Consider the following 14,584-nt stretch of genomic DNA (forward strand, 5'->3'; position numbering starts at 1 on the left):
ACAGTCATGTTCAAACCCCGTCGCGACTCCCATCACCGCCCGCGCAAGCAGCGCGCCAAAAAAGCCGGCCTGCCGCCCGGTTCGCTGGTACATCTGGGCGAAGTGAAAACGGCGGCACCGACGCTGTCGCTGATCGAATACGACGACGGCGGACTGGCGGAAGTGAAGTTTGCCGATACGGCAGCCTGGCAGGCCCATTCATCCCGGTACGCCACGCATTGGCTCAATCTGCACGGCTTGCACGACACCGCGCTGCTGCGCGAAATCGGCACGCGTTACGGGCTGCATCCGCTGGTGCTGGAAGACATTCTCAACACCGACCAGCGTCCCAAGGCCGAATCCTACGGCGAGTATCTGTATGTGGTAGCGCGCTATATAAGCTATGACGCCGACAGCCTGAATGTGAGTTCGGATCAGGTAAGCCTGGTATTGATGCGCAACGCAGTGCTGAGTTTTCAGGAACGTCCGAGCGGCACCTTCGAGCCGGTGCGCGAACGCCTGCGCAGCGAGCGCGGGCAGATACGCAAGCTGGGCGCTGACTATCTGGCTTACGCCCTGCTCGATGCGATTGTGGACCAGTATTTCATCGTGCTGGAACAGTTGAGCGAACGCACCGAAGAACTGGAAGACGCGCTGCTGGAAAAACCCACCCAGGAATCGCTGCAAACCCTGCACAAACTGCGCCGCGCTACGCATAACCTGCGCCGCGCGGTGTGGCCGCTGCGCGAAGTGCTGAATACGCTGATCCGCAACGAAGAAGGTTTTTTCCAGCCCGGTACCGGCCTGTATTTGCGCGATGTCTACGACCATACTGTGCACATCGTCGAATCCATCGAAGCATTGCGCGATCTACAGGCGGGGATGCTGGATGTTTACCTGTCCAGCCTGAGCAACCGCTTCAACGTCGAGCTGCGTGCATTGACGGTCATCACCACGCTGTTCATGCCGGCTGCGCTGGTGGCGGGGATTTTCGGCATGAACTTCAAGCATATGCCGTGGCTGGATCTGCCGCATGGCTTTGCGCTGGCGATGGGTCTGATGGGCAGTATCGCGCTGGTGATGGTGGCCATATTCTGGCGGCGCAATTGGCTGCGCTGAACGCGCTTTCCCTGCTTCACACGGTATTCGGCTACCCGGCGTTTCGCGGACGCCAGGCCGAAGTGGTCGAACAGGTGGCGAACGGCGGCGACGCACTGGTGCTGATGCCCACCGGCGGCGGCAAATCGCTGTGCTACCAGATTCCCGCGCTGCTGCGCGAAGGCACCGGCGTGGTGGTGTCGCCGCTGATTGCGCTGATGCACGACCAGGTGGCGGCGCTGCGCGAAGCCGGCGTACGCGCCGCCTATCTGAATTCCGCACTGTCGGCGCAGCAGGCCGCTGCAGTAGAGCAAACCTTCCTGCGCGGTGAGTGGGATCTGCTCTATGTCGCGCCGGAACGGCTGGTCACGCCGCGTTTTCTGGATTTGCTCGGACGTGCAAAACTCGCGCTGTTCGCAATTGACGAGGCGCATTGCGTATCGCAATGGGGCCATGATTTCCGCCCGGAATACATCCAGCTGTCGCTGCTGCACGAGCGTTTTCCCGAGGTGCCGCGCATCGCGCTCACCGCCACCGCCGACGCGCAAACCCGCGCCGAGATTGTCACCCGCCTGCAACTGGAGGACGCGCGCCAGTTCGTCTCCAGCTTCGACCGCCCCAACATCCGCTACCAGATCGTGGAGAAAGCCGACCCGCGCAAGCAGCTGCTCGACTTTATCCAGGCCGAGCATCGCGGCGACGCAGGTATCGTGTATTGCCTGTCGCGCAAGAAGGTGGAAGAAACTGCGGCCTGGCTGGAAAAACAGGGGATCCGCGCCCTGCCCTACCACGCCGGCATGGACGTGCAGACCCGCCAGCGCAATCAGGATGCCTTTCTGCGTGAAGACGGCATCGTCATGGCCGCAACCATTGCATTCGGCATGGGCATCGACAAGCCCGACGTGCGTTTCGTGGCGCATCTCGACCTGCCCAAAAGCATCGAAGGTTATTACCAGGAAACCGGCCGCGCCGGGCGCGACGGGCAACCCGCCGACGCGTGGATGACCTACGGCCTCACCGATGTGGTACAGCAGCGGCGCATGATCGAGTCCGGCGACGCCGACCCGCAGTTCAAGCGCGTCGGGCTGGCCAAGCTCGACGCCTTGCTGGCCATGTGCGAGGCCACCACCTGCCGCCGCGTGCGCCTGCTCAACTATTTCGGCGAGGATGCCGAAGCATGCGGCAACTGCGACGTGTGCATCAGCCCGCCGGCTACCTGGGATGGCACCGTCGCCGCGCAAAAAGCATTGTCCGCCGTGTATCGCACCGGCAGCCGCTTCGGCGCGGTGCACCTGATCGATGTGCTATGCGGCCACGCCACCGACAAGGTGCAACAATGGGGGCACGACAAACTCACGGTATTCGGCGTGGGTGCGGAAATGGACGAAAAAGGCTGGCGCGCGGTGTTTCGCCAGCTCGTCGCGCAGGGCTTGATAGGCGTGGATCACGACGCCTTCGGCGCACTTACCCTGACCGACAAAAGCCGCGCAGTGCTCAAAGGCCAGCAGCAGGTGTGGATGCGCCAGGAAATCGCTGGCAAAACCGCACGCAAATCGCGCCGCCCCATCGCCGCGCCGGAAAACCCGGTGGACGACGCACTGTTCGAAAAACTGCGGGTGTGGCGCCAGGCCGCCGCACGCGAGCATAACGTCCCGGCCTATGTCATTTTTCACGACGCCACTTTGGCGCAGATTGCACAATTTCGCCCGGTCACGCTGGACCAACTGGGCAGCGTTTCCGGCGTCGGCGCGCGCAAGCTGGAGGCTTATGGCGCGAGCATACTGGAAGTGGTGAATGCGACGGAATAGAGCTTGGGGAAACCCGACATGACACCCACTCCGGAGTACATGTTTTTGCGCGGATTATTGATCCTCACTGTGCTTCAACAAACGCTTCAACGCCGCGCGTTGCGCGCCGTTATCCTTGCCGTGGGCGCCGCCTCGCTTGCCGCGCAACGCCAATGCCGCCGTGTTGCGCGGTTTCTGCTGCGGCAGCTGGAACACCATTTTCTGGCGGGTATTCAGAGTTTTGTTAGCCATTTTATTCTGGCTCAAGCGTACGGCTTTTGTCCGGAAAAACCTGCAGGAATTTTCCCAGTTTCGGCGCTACCACAAACTGGCAATAGGGCTGCTGCGTGTGATTGCGGAAATATTCCTGGTGATATGCCTCGGCTGGATAAAAGGTCGTGACCGGACTGATTTCCGTGACAATCGGATTTTCCCAGGTCTGCCGCGCCGTCAAATCCGCCACCATTTTTTCGGCTGCTGCCCGTTGCTCGGGTGTGTGGTAAAAAATCGCCGAACGATACTGCGTGCCGCGGTCATTACCCTGACGATTCAGCGTGGTCGGATCGTGTATGGTAAAAAACACTTCCAGCAGCGTTTCCAGCTTCAATTCTGCCGGGTCGAATTCAATCTGCACCACCTCCGCGTGGCCTGTTCTTCCTGTGCAAATATCCTCATAGCTGGGATTATCGAGATGACCGCCCATATAACCCGAAGTCACCTTGCGCACCCCCTGCAGGCGTTCATATACCGCCTCGAGACACCAGAAACAACCGCCAGCAAGCGTGATGGCGGACAAAGCGGGCGCAGCAGATGGATTGGACGTCATGGCGCTTCCTTTTTTGGTGGTGCAGAATACAAAGAGTACGAATTTAAACTTCCCGAGCAGAAAATGAAAGCATGAATAATGTGCTTCCAGACACTGATGATAAAGATATGCTGATCCATGCTCAATGAACCCATTTTCCTGTTCGGTATGGCAGGGCCGTCACCACATGACAATCCACGTACGCTAAGCTGGAGAGCACGGCTGCACTGGCCGATGTTCTTCATCACCCTGCTCACCATCCCGGCCTTTTATCTGGAACTGGCCGCGCCGACGCCGGCTATCGGCAATGCCGGGCGGTCTTTGTACGGCATCGTCGCACTCGCCTATGCGGCACACCTGATCATGATGCTCGCACTCAGCCATGCACGCACGGTCTATCTGCGCCGCAACTGGGTGGATGTGCTGGTGATGCTGGGGGTCGCGCTGAGTCAGGTTGCCGGTTCGCTTGGTACCTGGTCGGGTGTGGAGTGGGTGTTGCGCATGACGCTTGCCGCCTTGGTGCTGCTGCGCCTGATGGGATATCTGCGCGGCCTGTTTACCCTGAAAGGGGTGATACCCATTGTGTTTATCGGTATTGCCACGCTGATGATGTCAGGCGCGGGGTTTTACTGGCTGGAACCCGGCATTCACAGCTACGCCGACGGCTTGTGGCTGGCTTTTACCACCGGCGCCACCGTGGGGTATGGCGACGTCGTGCCGCGGACAGCCGCCGGCAAGGTGTTCGCCGTGTTCGTGGTGTTGCTGGGCTATGCGATATTTTCTCTGGTGACGGCAAGTATCGCCGCATTTTTCATGGATGAGGATGAACGGCAGATGCGCCGCGAGATGCATCACGATATCAGAGCGCTGCGCGGAGAAATCGAAGCCCTGCGCGCGGAATTGCGCGCCAGTGAAGCCGGGCGGAAGTCGGCACCTTGCACAAAATAAGATGCTCATAAAAAAGCCGGCTCGACAGCCGGCTTTCCCAGGCATCCGAAGCGCTACTCACTTCTTCATTGCATCCTTGGCGCCAGCGACCGCACCTTTGGCAGCACCTTCAACGACTTCTGCAGCGTTTTTGGCGGCATCCCTGGTTGCATCCACCGCATGGCCCGCAGCATCCGCTGCTTTGTCGGCCGCCGCCCTGGCATCCGCGGCGGCAGCATTGGCAGCGTCTGTAGTCGGTGTGGGAGGCTCATTTTTCTTGCTGCAGGCGGTCAGGGCCAGGACCATCATCGCGGCAATTAACAGGGAACGGCTCATCATCATCTCCAGTTTGTAATTTTAACCATGAAAAATTCTGCTCGCATTTCCATCCATGGAAATGCGAATGGACAAACGAAAAAAATTCGCCTGTTCATGAATTATACTCATGCTTTCCATGAGATCCGGTATAGGTGCCGGTTTTTTCTACACATTTTCCATGTCATGGCATGATAAAATGCGCGACTCGATTGTCCACAGGATGCCTACCGATGTTTAACCCTCAGCACACACTTGCCCAAACCGACCCCGATCTCTGGAAAGCCATGGAGGCGGAACGCGGTCGCCAGGAAGACCACATCGAGCTGATTGCCTCGGAAAACTACACCAGTCCGGCGGTGATGGAGGCCCAGGGCTCGGTGCTGACCAACAAATACGCGGAAGGCTACCCCGGCAAGCGCTACTACGGCGGCTGCGAATACGTGGATATCGCCGAACAGCTGGCAATTGACCGGATCAAGAAATTATTCGGCGCGGAGGCCGCCAACGTGCAGCCGAATTCAGGCTCGCAAGCCAATCAGGCGGTATTCCTGGCCTTCCTCAAGCCGGGCGACACCATCATGGGCATGAGCCTGGCCGAAGGCGGCCACCTCACCCACGGCATGGCGCTCAACATGTCGGGCAAGTGGTTCAACGCGGTGGCCTACGGCCTGAACGAAAAAGAAGAAATCGATTATCCGCGCATGGAAGCGCTTGCGCGCGAGCACAAGCCCAAGCTCATCATCGCCGGCGCTTCGGCCTATTCCCTGCATATCGACTTCGAGCGCTTTGCCAAAATAGCCAAGGAAATCGGTGCGATTTTCATGGTGGATATGGCGCACTATGCCGGGCTGATTGCGGCGGGCGTGTATCCCAACCCGGTGCCGCACGCGGATGTGGTGACCTCCACCACGCACAAGACGCTGCGCGGTCCGCGCGGCGGCATTATCCTGATGAAAGCCGAACACGAAAAGGCGATCAATTCCGCCATCTTCCCGGGCTTGCAGGGCGGCCCGCTGATGCATGTGATCGCCGGCAAAGCGGTGGCATTCAAGGAAGCCATGGGCAAGGACTTCAAGTTGTATCAGGAGCAGGTGGTCGACAATGCGCGCGTAATGGCGAAGGTGCTGCAGGAACGCGGCCTGCGCATTGTTTCCGGCCGTACCGATTCGCACCTGTTTCTGGTCGACCTGCAACCCAAGAACCTCACCGGCAAGGAGGCAGAAGCCGTTCTCGGACGGGCGCACATCACGGTCAACAAAAACGCCATTCCCAATGATCCGCAAAAACCCTTCGTCACTTCCGGCATCCGTATCGGCACACCGGCGATGACCACACGCGGTTTCAAGGAGCTGGAAGCCGAGGAGCTTGCGCATCTGATCGCCGACGTGCTCGATGCGCCGGCTGACGAAGCCGTCATCACGCGTGTGGCCTCTGCCGCGCAAGCCTTGTGCAAGCAATATCCGGTATATGGATGAACTGCTGGCGGGTAGCCAAACCTGGCTGCACGCCGCTGACTATTACCTGACCGTTACGAAACAGCCCTCATGAAATGTCCGTTCTGCAGCGCGTTCGACTCCCAGGTCGTGGATTCGCGCCTCTCCGAAGCCGGCGACTCGATTCGCCGGCGGCGCCGCTGCACGTCTTGCGACAAACGCTTTACCACCTACGAAACCATAGAGCTGCGCCTGCCGCAGGTGGTCAAAAGCAATGGCGTGCGTCAGGAATTCAGCCAGGAAAAACTGCGCGAGGGCTTTCGCCGCGCGCTGCACAAGCGTCCGGTGCCAACCGAATATGTGGATGCGGCGATTGATCGTATTGTTAAACAAGTGTTGTCGCTGGGCGAGCGTGAAGTGCCTGCGCGCCAGATTGGCGGGATGGTGATGAACGAATTGAAACGCCTGGACAAGATCGCCTACATCCGCTTTGCTTCGGTATACAAAAGCTTCCAGGATGTGGACGATTTCCGCGACGTGCTCAAAGACTTCGACAAATAAACTGTGTTTTCGCAGACCGATTACATCCACATGGCACACGCGCTGCAGCTTGCTGAGCGCGGCCTGTACACCACCAGCCCGAATCCGCGCGTGGGCTGCGTCATTGTCAAGGATGGCGCCATGGTCGGCAGCGGCTGGCACCAGCAGGCCGGACAGCCGCATGCCGAAATCCACGCGTTGCGCGAGGCCGGCGACGCGGCGCGCGGTGCCACGGTCTATGTCACGTTAGAGCCATGCAGCCACCATGGCCGCACCCCGCCGTGTGCCGAGGCGTTGATCGCCGCAGGCGTGGCACGCGTCGTGGTCGCCATGCAGGATCCCAATCCGCAGGTGGCGGGCAACGGCCTGGCGCTGCTGCAGAAGGCCGGCATAGCGACCGCCTGCGGCCTGCTCGAAGTGCAGGCACGTGAACTCAATGCGGGCTTTATCAAACGCATGGTCATGGGGCATCCCTGGTTGCGCATCAAGACCGCCAGCTCGCTGGATGGCAAAACAGCGCTATCCGGCGGCGTCAGCAAATGGATTACCGGCGCGCCGGCGCGCCACGACGTGCACCGGCTGCGCGCGCGTTCATGCGCCATTCTGACCGGTATCGGCACAGTGCTGGCGGATGACCCGGCGCTGAATGTGCGCGATGTTGAAACCACACGCCAGCCGCTCAAGGTCATCGTCGATTCGCGTCTGCAAACCCCGGTGACGGCGAATATACTGAATGGCGCTCCGACCCTGATTGCCTGTGCCGAACCGGACGCCCGGCGTATCGCCGCCCTGGAAGCCGCCGGCGCAGAAATCCGCTGCCTGCCGGGTGATGCAGGACAGGTTGACCTGGGTGCGCTGTTGTCCATACTGGCGCAGCGCGGGATCAATGAAGTGATGACCGAAGCCGGTGCCACACTCAATGGCGCGTTGATTGCGGCGGGATTTGTGGACGAATGGGTGATGTATATCGCCCCGCTATTGCTGGGCGACACGGCGCGCGGCCTGTTTGCGCTGCCCGAGCCGGCGCAGATGGAGGAACGCCGCAAACTGGTGCTGCGCGACATGCGGCTGGTCGGTACGGACATGCGCATCACCGCACAATTTGAGGTTAACGAGGCTTAAGATGTTTACAGGCATTATTCAGGCAGTCGGCAAGGTCGCGGCAGTGCAAGCCGGAAACGCCGATGCGCGTCTGCTGATCGACGCCGCCGATCTGGACTTGAGCGATGTGGCGCCGGGTGATTCCATTGCCTGCAATGGCGTGTGCCTAACCGTCGTAGCGCTGGATGCGGCGAGCTTTTCGGTAGACGTGTCGGCAGAGACTTTCCGCTGCACGGTGGGCTTTCCCGAACACAGCCTGGTCAATCTGGAAAAGGCGCTGCGCCTGGCCGATCGTCTGGGCGGCCACCTGGTATCCGGCCACGTCGACGGCGTCGGCGAAGTGCTGCGCTTCGATCCGGTGGGCGACTGCTTCGAACTGCTTATTCGCGCGCCCGGCGAACTGGCAAAATTCATCGTCACCAAAGGCTCGGTCACCGTCAACGGCGTCAGCCTCACCGTCAATCGCGTTGACGGTGACCGCTTCAGCATCAACCTTATTCCGCATACGCTGGAACATACCAATCTGCATGCGCTCCAACCTGCCAGCCCAGTCAATCTGGAAGTGGACATGATGGCGCGCTACGCCGAACGCATCCTTAATTATCGAGACCAAACATGAGCCTGAGCCCTATCGAAGACATCATCGCCGACCTGAAAGCCGGAAAAATGGTCGTACTGGTGGACGAGGAAGACCGCGAAAACGAGGGCGATCTGGTGATGGCAGCCGAATTTGCCACCCCTGAAGCAGTCAACTTCATGGCCACGCACGGACGCGGCCTGGTCTGCCTGACGCTGACCGACGAACGCTGCAAGCAACTGGGATTGCGCCAGATGGTGGCTGACAACCAGACGCCTTACAGCACCGCGTTCACGGTCTCCATCGAAGCCGCCACCGGCGTGACGACGGGCATTTCCGCCGCCGACCGGGCGCTCACCATCCAGGCCGCCGTCGCCAAACACGCCAAGGCTACCGACATCATCCAGCCAGGCCATATTTTTCCGCTACGCGCGCAACCCGGCGGCGTGCTGATTCGCGCCGGCCACACCGAGGCAGGCTGCGATCTGGCTGGACTGGCCGGACTGGAACCCGCCGCAGTAATTTGCGAAATCCTCAAGGATGACGGCACCATGGCGCGCCTGCCGGATTTGCTGGAATACGCCAAAATCCACGGACTGAAAATCGGCGCCATCGTCGATCTGATCCACTATCGCAGCCAGAATGAAAGCCTGCTGGAACGTGCAGGCAGCCGCACTATCGAGACGGTTTACGGCGAATTCCAGCTCATCGCCTACCGCGAAAAAATCTCCGGTGCCGCACACCTGGCCCTGGTCAAAGGCGAAATCAATGCCGCCAGCGAAACGCTGGTACGTGTCCACGAGCCGGTATCGGTGATGGATGTACTCGAAGTCGGCAGCCGCACCCACGCCTACAGCGTCAATCAGGCGCTGGCTAAAATTGCTGCGGTGGGTAAAGGCGTTGTCGTCCTGCTGCACCGCCCCGAGAGCGCAGCAGAATTGCTCACCCGCGCCCTGCCTGAAGCCGATGTCAAGCTTCCGCAAAAATGGGACGCACGCAATTACGGCATTGGTGCGCAGATATTGAAAGACATCGGCGTGGGCAAAATGCGCCTGCTGGCTACCCAGCGCAAAATGCCGTCGCTGGCGGGTTTCGACCTGGAAGTGACCGGCTACGATGAGAACGCTTAAACCCAACCCCATTGCATAGGCAATACATGCAATCCAAACAGGATTATCAGGAGAAATAAATCATGGCAGGCTACGACAATATTCCCGAACTGGAACCCAATCTCGACGGCAGCGCTTTGCGCATCGGCATCGTCATGAGTCGCTTCAACATGGACATTTGCGAAGGGCTGCTGGCGGCTTGCAGCGCCGCACTGATCAAACATGGCGTAAAAACCGGCAACATACTGCTTGCCACCGTGCCCGGCGCGCTGGAAATCCCGCTGGCGCTGCGCAAAATGGCCATGAGCGGAAAATTCGACGCGCTGGTGGCGCTGGGCGCCGTGGTGCGCGGCGACACTTATCATTTCGAAGTGGTTTCCAATGAAATGGCCAACGGTATCGCACGCATCCAACTCGATACCGGCGTACCGATCGCCAACGGCGTGCTGACCACCGATACCGATCACCAGGCCACCTCGCGCATGTCGGTAAAAGGCGCCGAAGCAGGCCAATGCGCGATCGAAATGGCCAACCTGCTCAAACAGCTATGAGCGGTAACCGCCGCAAGGCCCGCGAATTCGCCGTGCAGGGCGTGTATCAGTGGCTGCTCAACCATCAGCCGACCGCCGATATCGTCAAACAACTGCGCGACGATCCAGCGTACCGTAACATCGACGAACAGATGTTCCTGGCGCTATTGAATGGTGTGGTTGACGAGGCCCCGGCATTGGACTTGCGACTCGCTGCCTACCTGGACCGCAAGCCCGCGGAACTGAGCCCGGTGGAACATGCCGTTCTGCTGCTGGGCGCGCAGGAGCTGTTGCATCATCTGGAAGTACCGTATCGCGTTGTCATCAACGAAGCAGTCGAACTTGCCAAGATATTTGGCGGCACCGATGGTCACAAATACGTCAACGGCGTGATGGATAAACTGGCTGCCGAGGCGCGTAGCGTGGAAGTGAGTGCGCCACGCCGCAAGCCCTGATACGGGGTGCGTTTCATGCCTTCCGAATTCGATCTGATCCAGCGCCATTTCAGCCGTACCGCCCAAAATGCGGTGCTGGGCGTGGGCGACGATTGCGCATTGCTGCAGCCCGGCACGGGGATGCAACTGGCCGTATCCACCGATACGCTGGTTGCTGATGTGCATTTTTTTGCCGATGCCGATCCGCAAAAACTTGGCTGGAAATGTCTCGCCGTCAATCTTTCCGATCTCGCCGCAATGGGCGCGACGCCGCGTTGGGCAACACTGGCGCTGACGTTGCCGGAAGTTGACGATGACTGGCTGGCTGCATTTGCCTCAGGGCTATATGACTGTGCCAACCAATTTGGCGTGAGCCTGGTGGGCGGAGATACCACGCACGGTGCATTGAGCCTCACCCTCACCATCATCGGCGAAGTGCCGCCCAACCAGGCACTGCGCCGCGACGGCGCCCGCCCAGGCGATGAAATCTGGGTATCCGGTACGCTGGGAGACGCCGCGCTGGCACTGGCGGCGTTACAAGGCCGGGTCAATCTGACCGACGCCGATCTGGCCACTCTGGCCGCACGTCTGCATACGCCTGCGCCGCGTATCGAACTGGGACTGGCATTACGTGGATTGGCGAGCAGCGCGATTGATGTGTCGGACGGCCTGCTGGCTGACCTGGGGCATATTTTGTCGCGCTCCGGTGTGGGCGCCGTGGTTGAATACGCGCACCTGCCATTGGGCGAAATCTTGCATGACTACACCGCGCACCCGGCATTTGATGACTGCGTACTGAGCGGAGGCGACGACTACGAACTGTGTTTTACCGCACCCGCCGCACAGCATCAGGCGCTCGACCAAATCGCCGCTCGCCTCAACCTGCGCCTTACTGCCATCGGCAGCATTCTCGCCGAGCCCGGCCTGATCGTGCGCGATGCGCAAGGACAGCCGCTGGACATTCGCCGTACCGGTTATGACCACTTTGCCGCCTGACTGGCGTTTCGTTACCCGCCACCCGGCCCATTTTCTGGCTTTCGGTCTGGGCAGCGGTCTCGCTCCCAAGGCACCGGGCACGTTTGGCACGCTGGCAGCACTGCCGCTGTACTATGCAATCGCCTGGTTTGCCACGCCGGCCGAGTTGTACCTCATCATCGCTATCGCAGCAGTCGGCGGCATCTGGATTTGCGGCAAAACCGGGCGCGATCTGGGCGTAGCGGATTACGGCGGCATCGTCTGGGATGAGATCGCCGCATTCTGGATCGTGCTCGCAGCCACCCCGCAAACGCCGCTGTGGGTCGCCGCCGCCTTTGGCCTGTTCCGCCTGTTCGATATCTGGAAGCCGTTGCCGATCAACTGGTTCGATGCGCATCTGAAAAACGGCTTCGGCGTCATGTTCGACGACTTGCTGGCGGCAGGCTACACTTTACTGGTACTGTTCCTCGCGCAAAAACTTCTGCCATGAGACCGACCGACGCAGAACTCTATCAACTGGCCGAACAAACCGGCCAGGCCCTCAGCCGGCGCGGCATCATGCTCGCCAGCGCCGAGTCCTGCACGGGCGGCTGGGTCGGCATGCTGGTTACCGCGGTGCCGGGCAGCTCGGCCTGGTATGAGCGCGGCTTCATCACCTACACCAATACCGCCAAGCACGACATGCTGGGGGTGCAAACCGCCACGCTGGAGACATTTGGCGCCGTATCCGAACCCACCGTGCTGGAAATGGCGCAGGGTGCGCTCACCCATAGCCGCGCGCACATTGCCGTGGCCATCTCCGGCATCGCCGGGCCAGGCGGCGGCACCCCAAAAAAACCGGTCGGTACCGTGTGCATCGCCTGGGCAATGCAGGACGGTACCCGCCTCACCACGACCTGCAGGCTTTCCGGCGACCGCGAAGAAATTCGCGCGCGCGCCGTGGCGGCCGCGTTGCGCGGCGTGATCGAGTTGCTGGACTAGACAAAACAATTTGCCACGGAGGGCACAGAGTACACAGAGAAAGCCGGACCAAACCAGTGCGTACTATGGGTTGGTAGTTCGATTTGATTTTCTCTGTGTACTCTGTGATCTCTGTGGCTAACGGGTGCCGACGGTTTATGCCATAATCCCGGACTAAATTTGAGGAAAAACACATGGACGAAAACAGAAGCAAAGCCCTCGCCGCTGCCCTGGCGCAAATCGAAAAAAGCTTCGGCAAAGGCTCCATCATGCGCCTCGGCGATGGCGAAGTCGTACGCGATATTCAGGTGGTATCCACCGGTTCGCTTGGACTGGATATTGCGCTGGGCGTCGGCGGATTGCCGCGCGGTCGTGTCGTTGAAATCTTCGGGCCGGAATCTTCCGGCAAAACCACCCTCACCCTGCAGGTGATCGCCGAAATGCAGAAACTGGGCGGCACCGCAGCGTTCATTGATGCCGAGCACGCACTCGACCCGCAATACGCGCAGAAACTCGGGGTGAATGTCTCCGACCTGCTCATCTCCCAGCCCGATACCGGCGAGCAGGCGCTGGAAATCGCCGACATGCTGGTGCGCTCCGGTTCGGTGGACGTGGTGGTAATCGACTCGGTGGCAGCGTTGACCCCCAAAGCCGAAATCGAAGGCGAAATGGGCGACTCGCATATGGGTCTGCAAGCCCGCCTGATGAGCCAGGCGCTGCGCAAACTCACCGGCAACATCAAACGCACCAATACCCTGGTGATCTTCATCAACCAGATCCGCATGAAAATCGGCGTCATGTTCGGCAACCCGGAGACCACCACGGGCGGCAACGCGCTCAAGTTCTACGCCTCGGTACGCCTCGACATCCGCCGCACCGGCGCGATCAAGAAGGGCGACGAAGTGATCGGCAGCGAAACCCGCGTCAAGGTGGTCAAGAACAAGGTCGCACCGCCGTTCAAGCAGGCTGAATTCGACATCCTTTACGGCGAAGGCATCTCGCGCGAGGGGGAAATCATCGAGCTCGGCGTGGAGCACAAGCTGGTGGAAAAATCCGGCGCCTGGTATGCCTATAATGGCGAAAAAATCGGCCAGGGCAAAGACAATGCACGCGAATACCTGCGCGAGCATCCTGAAATCGCCCACGAGATTGAAAACAAAGTGCGCGCAGCCATCGGAATCGTGCCGATGGCGGCTACGGCAGAAGCCGCCGAGTAATTAACAGCACGAACCTGGAAAAGCTTTATCCACCAGGGAAAATAAAGGCGAGAGGCAAAAAATATAGCCCGGCAATGGTCTTAAATTTTGCCTTTTGACTTTCCATTTTTGCCTTTTGCCTTCATCCTAAGAACGGCAATTTCTCCACGAAAAATACGAAATAAATCAATACATTGCATTCATTTAAGTCATTCACCCATTGGGTGATGATCTACAGCTTGTTATCGCTTTGAATATTTTTGTGCTTTTTGTGTTTTTCGTGGACAACTGCTTTTTCTAGGTTCATTGTTTTTTGCCTGGTTACAATGCCCAAGCCTCCGGAAAAATCCCTGCGCGCCCGCGCACTCGACGCGCTCTCCCGGCGCGAACATTCGCGCATGGAACTGATGCGCAAGCTTGCTCCGCACACCGACAACCCGGATGATCTCGCTACCCTGCTCGACGATCTGCAAACGCGCGGCTGGCTGTCCGACGCACGTTTCGCGGAACAGGTGGTCAATGCCAGACAAAGCCGTTACGGCAGCCGCAAACTTGCCTTCGAATTACGCGAAAAAGGCGTAGACGAAGACCTCATCAATGCCGCCCTGGTCAACCTGCACGACACCGAACTGGAACGCGCCCGCGCCGTCTGGGAGCGAAAATTCGGGCAGCCCCCTGCCAGCGCGCAGGAAAAAGCCAAGCAGGTACGCTTTCTGCAGAGCCGGGGGTTTAGATGGGATGTCATCCGAAAAATCCTGGGCAATATCGAATAGCGGCCGGAATCCGGCCTCCACAGCCTTCGTAACCGGGCAGAC

18 protein-coding genes are annotated in these 14,584 nt (G+C 59.7%); 15 read left to right on the forward strand and 3 right to left on the reverse strand.

Going from position 1 to position 14,584, the window contains the following annotated elements:
* Positions 1-6 precede the first annotated feature (6 nt).
* Complete coding sequence (corA, locus tag EI185_RS10310; RefSeq protein ID WP_124705066.1) at positions 7-1,098, forward strand: magnesium/cobalt transporter CorA; 1,092 nt, start codon at positions 7-9, stop codon at positions 1,096-1,098.
* On the forward strand, positions 1,086-2,885 hold the full coding sequence (gene recQ / locus EI185_RS10315) for a DNA helicase RecQ (protein WP_223247779.1): 1,800 nt from the start codon (positions 1,086-1,088) through the stop codon (positions 2,883-2,885). The genes corA and recQ overlap by 13 nt, the downstream gene beginning before the upstream one ends.
* Positions 2,886-2,939: 54 nt before the next feature.
* Here recQ and EI185_RS18045 read toward each other — a convergent pair whose 3' ends face one another.
* Both EI185_RS18045 and msrA read right to left on the reverse strand, forming a co-directional pair.
* A complete protein-coding gene (locus tag EI185_RS18045; RefSeq protein WP_189836367.1) occupies positions 2,940-3,116 on the reverse strand; it encodes a hypothetical protein in 177 nt (58 codons plus the stop codon).
* 1 nt (position 3,117) lies between these two features.
* Positions 3,118-3,690: a peptide-methionine (S)-S-oxide reductase MsrA gene (msrA, locus tag EI185_RS10320; protein ID WP_124705067.1), complete on the reverse strand. Its 573-nt coding sequence runs from the start codon at positions 3,688-3,690 to the stop codon at positions 3,118-3,120.
* A gap of 117 nt (positions 3,691-3,807) precedes the next feature.
* On the opposite strand from msrA, the gene EI185_RS10325 reads away from it, so the two are divergent.
* Positions 3,808-4,617, forward strand: coding sequence for a potassium channel family protein (locus EI185_RS10325; RefSeq protein WP_124705068.1), 810 nt, complete (start codon positions 3,808-3,810; stop codon positions 4,615-4,617).
* A gap of 57 nt (positions 4,618-4,674) precedes the next feature.
* Here EI185_RS10325 and EI185_RS10330 read toward each other — a convergent pair whose 3' ends face one another.
* Positions 4,675-4,932 carry a hypothetical protein gene (locus tag EI185_RS10330; protein WP_124705069.1) on the reverse strand — a complete coding sequence of 86 codons (258 nt, stop codon included), beginning with the start codon at positions 4,930-4,932 and terminating at the stop codon, positions 4,675-4,677.
* 212 nt (positions 4,933-5,144) lie between these two features.
* Between EI185_RS10330 and glyA the strand changes: the two genes are divergently transcribed.
* From glyA to recX, 12 genes are all read left to right on the forward strand, one after another.
* Complete coding sequence (glyA, locus tag EI185_RS10335) at positions 5,145-6,389, forward strand: serine hydroxymethyltransferase (protein ID WP_124705070.1); 1,245 nt, start codon at positions 5,145-5,147, stop codon at positions 6,387-6,389.
* A gap of 69 nt (positions 6,390-6,458) precedes the next feature.
* Positions 6,459-6,908 (forward strand): transcriptional regulator NrdR, encoded by a 450-nt coding sequence (nrdR, locus tag EI185_RS10340; protein ID WP_124705071.1) that lies wholly within the window; start codon positions 6,459-6,461, stop codon positions 6,906-6,908.
* A gap of 30 nt (positions 6,909-6,938) precedes the next feature.
* Positions 6,939-8,009, forward strand: a complete 1,071-nt coding sequence (ribD, locus tag EI185_RS10345; RefSeq protein ID WP_124705072.1) for a bifunctional diaminohydroxyphosphoribosylaminopyrimidine deaminase/5-amino-6-(5-phosphoribosylamino)uracil reductase RibD — start codon at positions 6,939-6,941, stop codon at positions 8,007-8,009.
* A gap of 1 nt (position 8,010) precedes the next feature.
* Positions 8,011-8,607 (forward strand): riboflavin synthase, encoded by a 597-nt coding sequence (locus tag EI185_RS10350; protein ID WP_124705073.1) that lies wholly within the window; start codon positions 8,011-8,013, stop codon positions 8,605-8,607.
* Complete coding sequence (ribBA, locus tag EI185_RS10355; protein WP_124705074.1) at positions 8,604-9,695, forward strand: bifunctional 3,4-dihydroxy-2-butanone-4-phosphate synthase/GTP cyclohydrolase II; 1,092 nt, start codon at positions 8,604-8,606, stop codon at positions 9,693-9,695. Before EI185_RS10350 ends, ribBA begins: the two co-directional genes overlap by 4 nt.
* 62 nt (positions 9,696-9,757) lie before the next feature.
* Positions 9,758-10,225, forward strand: a complete 468-nt coding sequence (ribH, locus tag EI185_RS10360) for a 6,7-dimethyl-8-ribityllumazine synthase (RefSeq protein ID WP_124705075.1) — start codon at positions 9,758-9,760, stop codon at positions 10,223-10,225.
* Positions 10,222-10,659, forward strand: coding sequence for a transcription antitermination factor NusB (gene nusB / locus EI185_RS10365; RefSeq protein ID WP_124705076.1), 438 nt, complete (start codon positions 10,222-10,224; stop codon positions 10,657-10,659). Before ribH ends, nusB begins: the two co-directional genes overlap by 4 nt.
* A gap of 15 nt (positions 10,660-10,674) precedes the next feature.
* Positions 10,675-11,634 (forward strand): thiamine-phosphate kinase, encoded by a 960-nt coding sequence (thiL, locus tag EI185_RS10370; RefSeq protein ID WP_124705077.1) that lies wholly within the window; start codon positions 10,675-10,677, stop codon positions 11,632-11,634.
* Complete coding sequence (locus tag EI185_RS10375) at positions 11,615-12,103, forward strand: phosphatidylglycerophosphatase A family protein (protein ID WP_124705078.1); 489 nt, start codon at positions 11,615-11,617, stop codon at positions 12,101-12,103. Before thiL ends, EI185_RS10375 begins: the two co-directional genes overlap by 20 nt.
* On the forward strand, positions 12,100-12,594 hold the full coding sequence (locus tag EI185_RS10380; RefSeq protein ID WP_124705079.1) for a CinA family protein: 495 nt from the start codon (positions 12,100-12,102) through the stop codon (positions 12,592-12,594). The genes EI185_RS10375 and EI185_RS10380 overlap by 4 nt, the downstream gene beginning before the upstream one ends.
* 173 nt (positions 12,595-12,767) lie before the next feature.
* Complete coding sequence (recA, locus tag EI185_RS10385; protein ID WP_124705080.1) at positions 12,768-13,790, forward strand: recombinase RecA; 1,023 nt, start codon at positions 12,768-12,770, stop codon at positions 13,788-13,790.
* A gap of 305 nt (positions 13,791-14,095) precedes the next feature.
* Positions 14,096-14,542 carry a recombination regulator RecX gene (gene recX / locus EI185_RS10390; RefSeq protein ID WP_124705081.1) on the forward strand — a complete coding sequence of 149 codons (447 nt, stop codon included), beginning with the start codon at positions 14,096-14,098 and terminating at the stop codon, positions 14,540-14,542.
* Positions 14,543-14,584: the final 42 nt, after the last annotated feature.

Source organism: Sulfuriferula multivorans, assembly GCF_003851125.1.
In the GTDB taxonomy this organism is placed as follows: Bacteria; Pseudomonadota; Gammaproteobacteria; order Burkholderiales; family Sulfuriferulaceae; genus Sulfuriferula; species Sulfuriferula multivorans.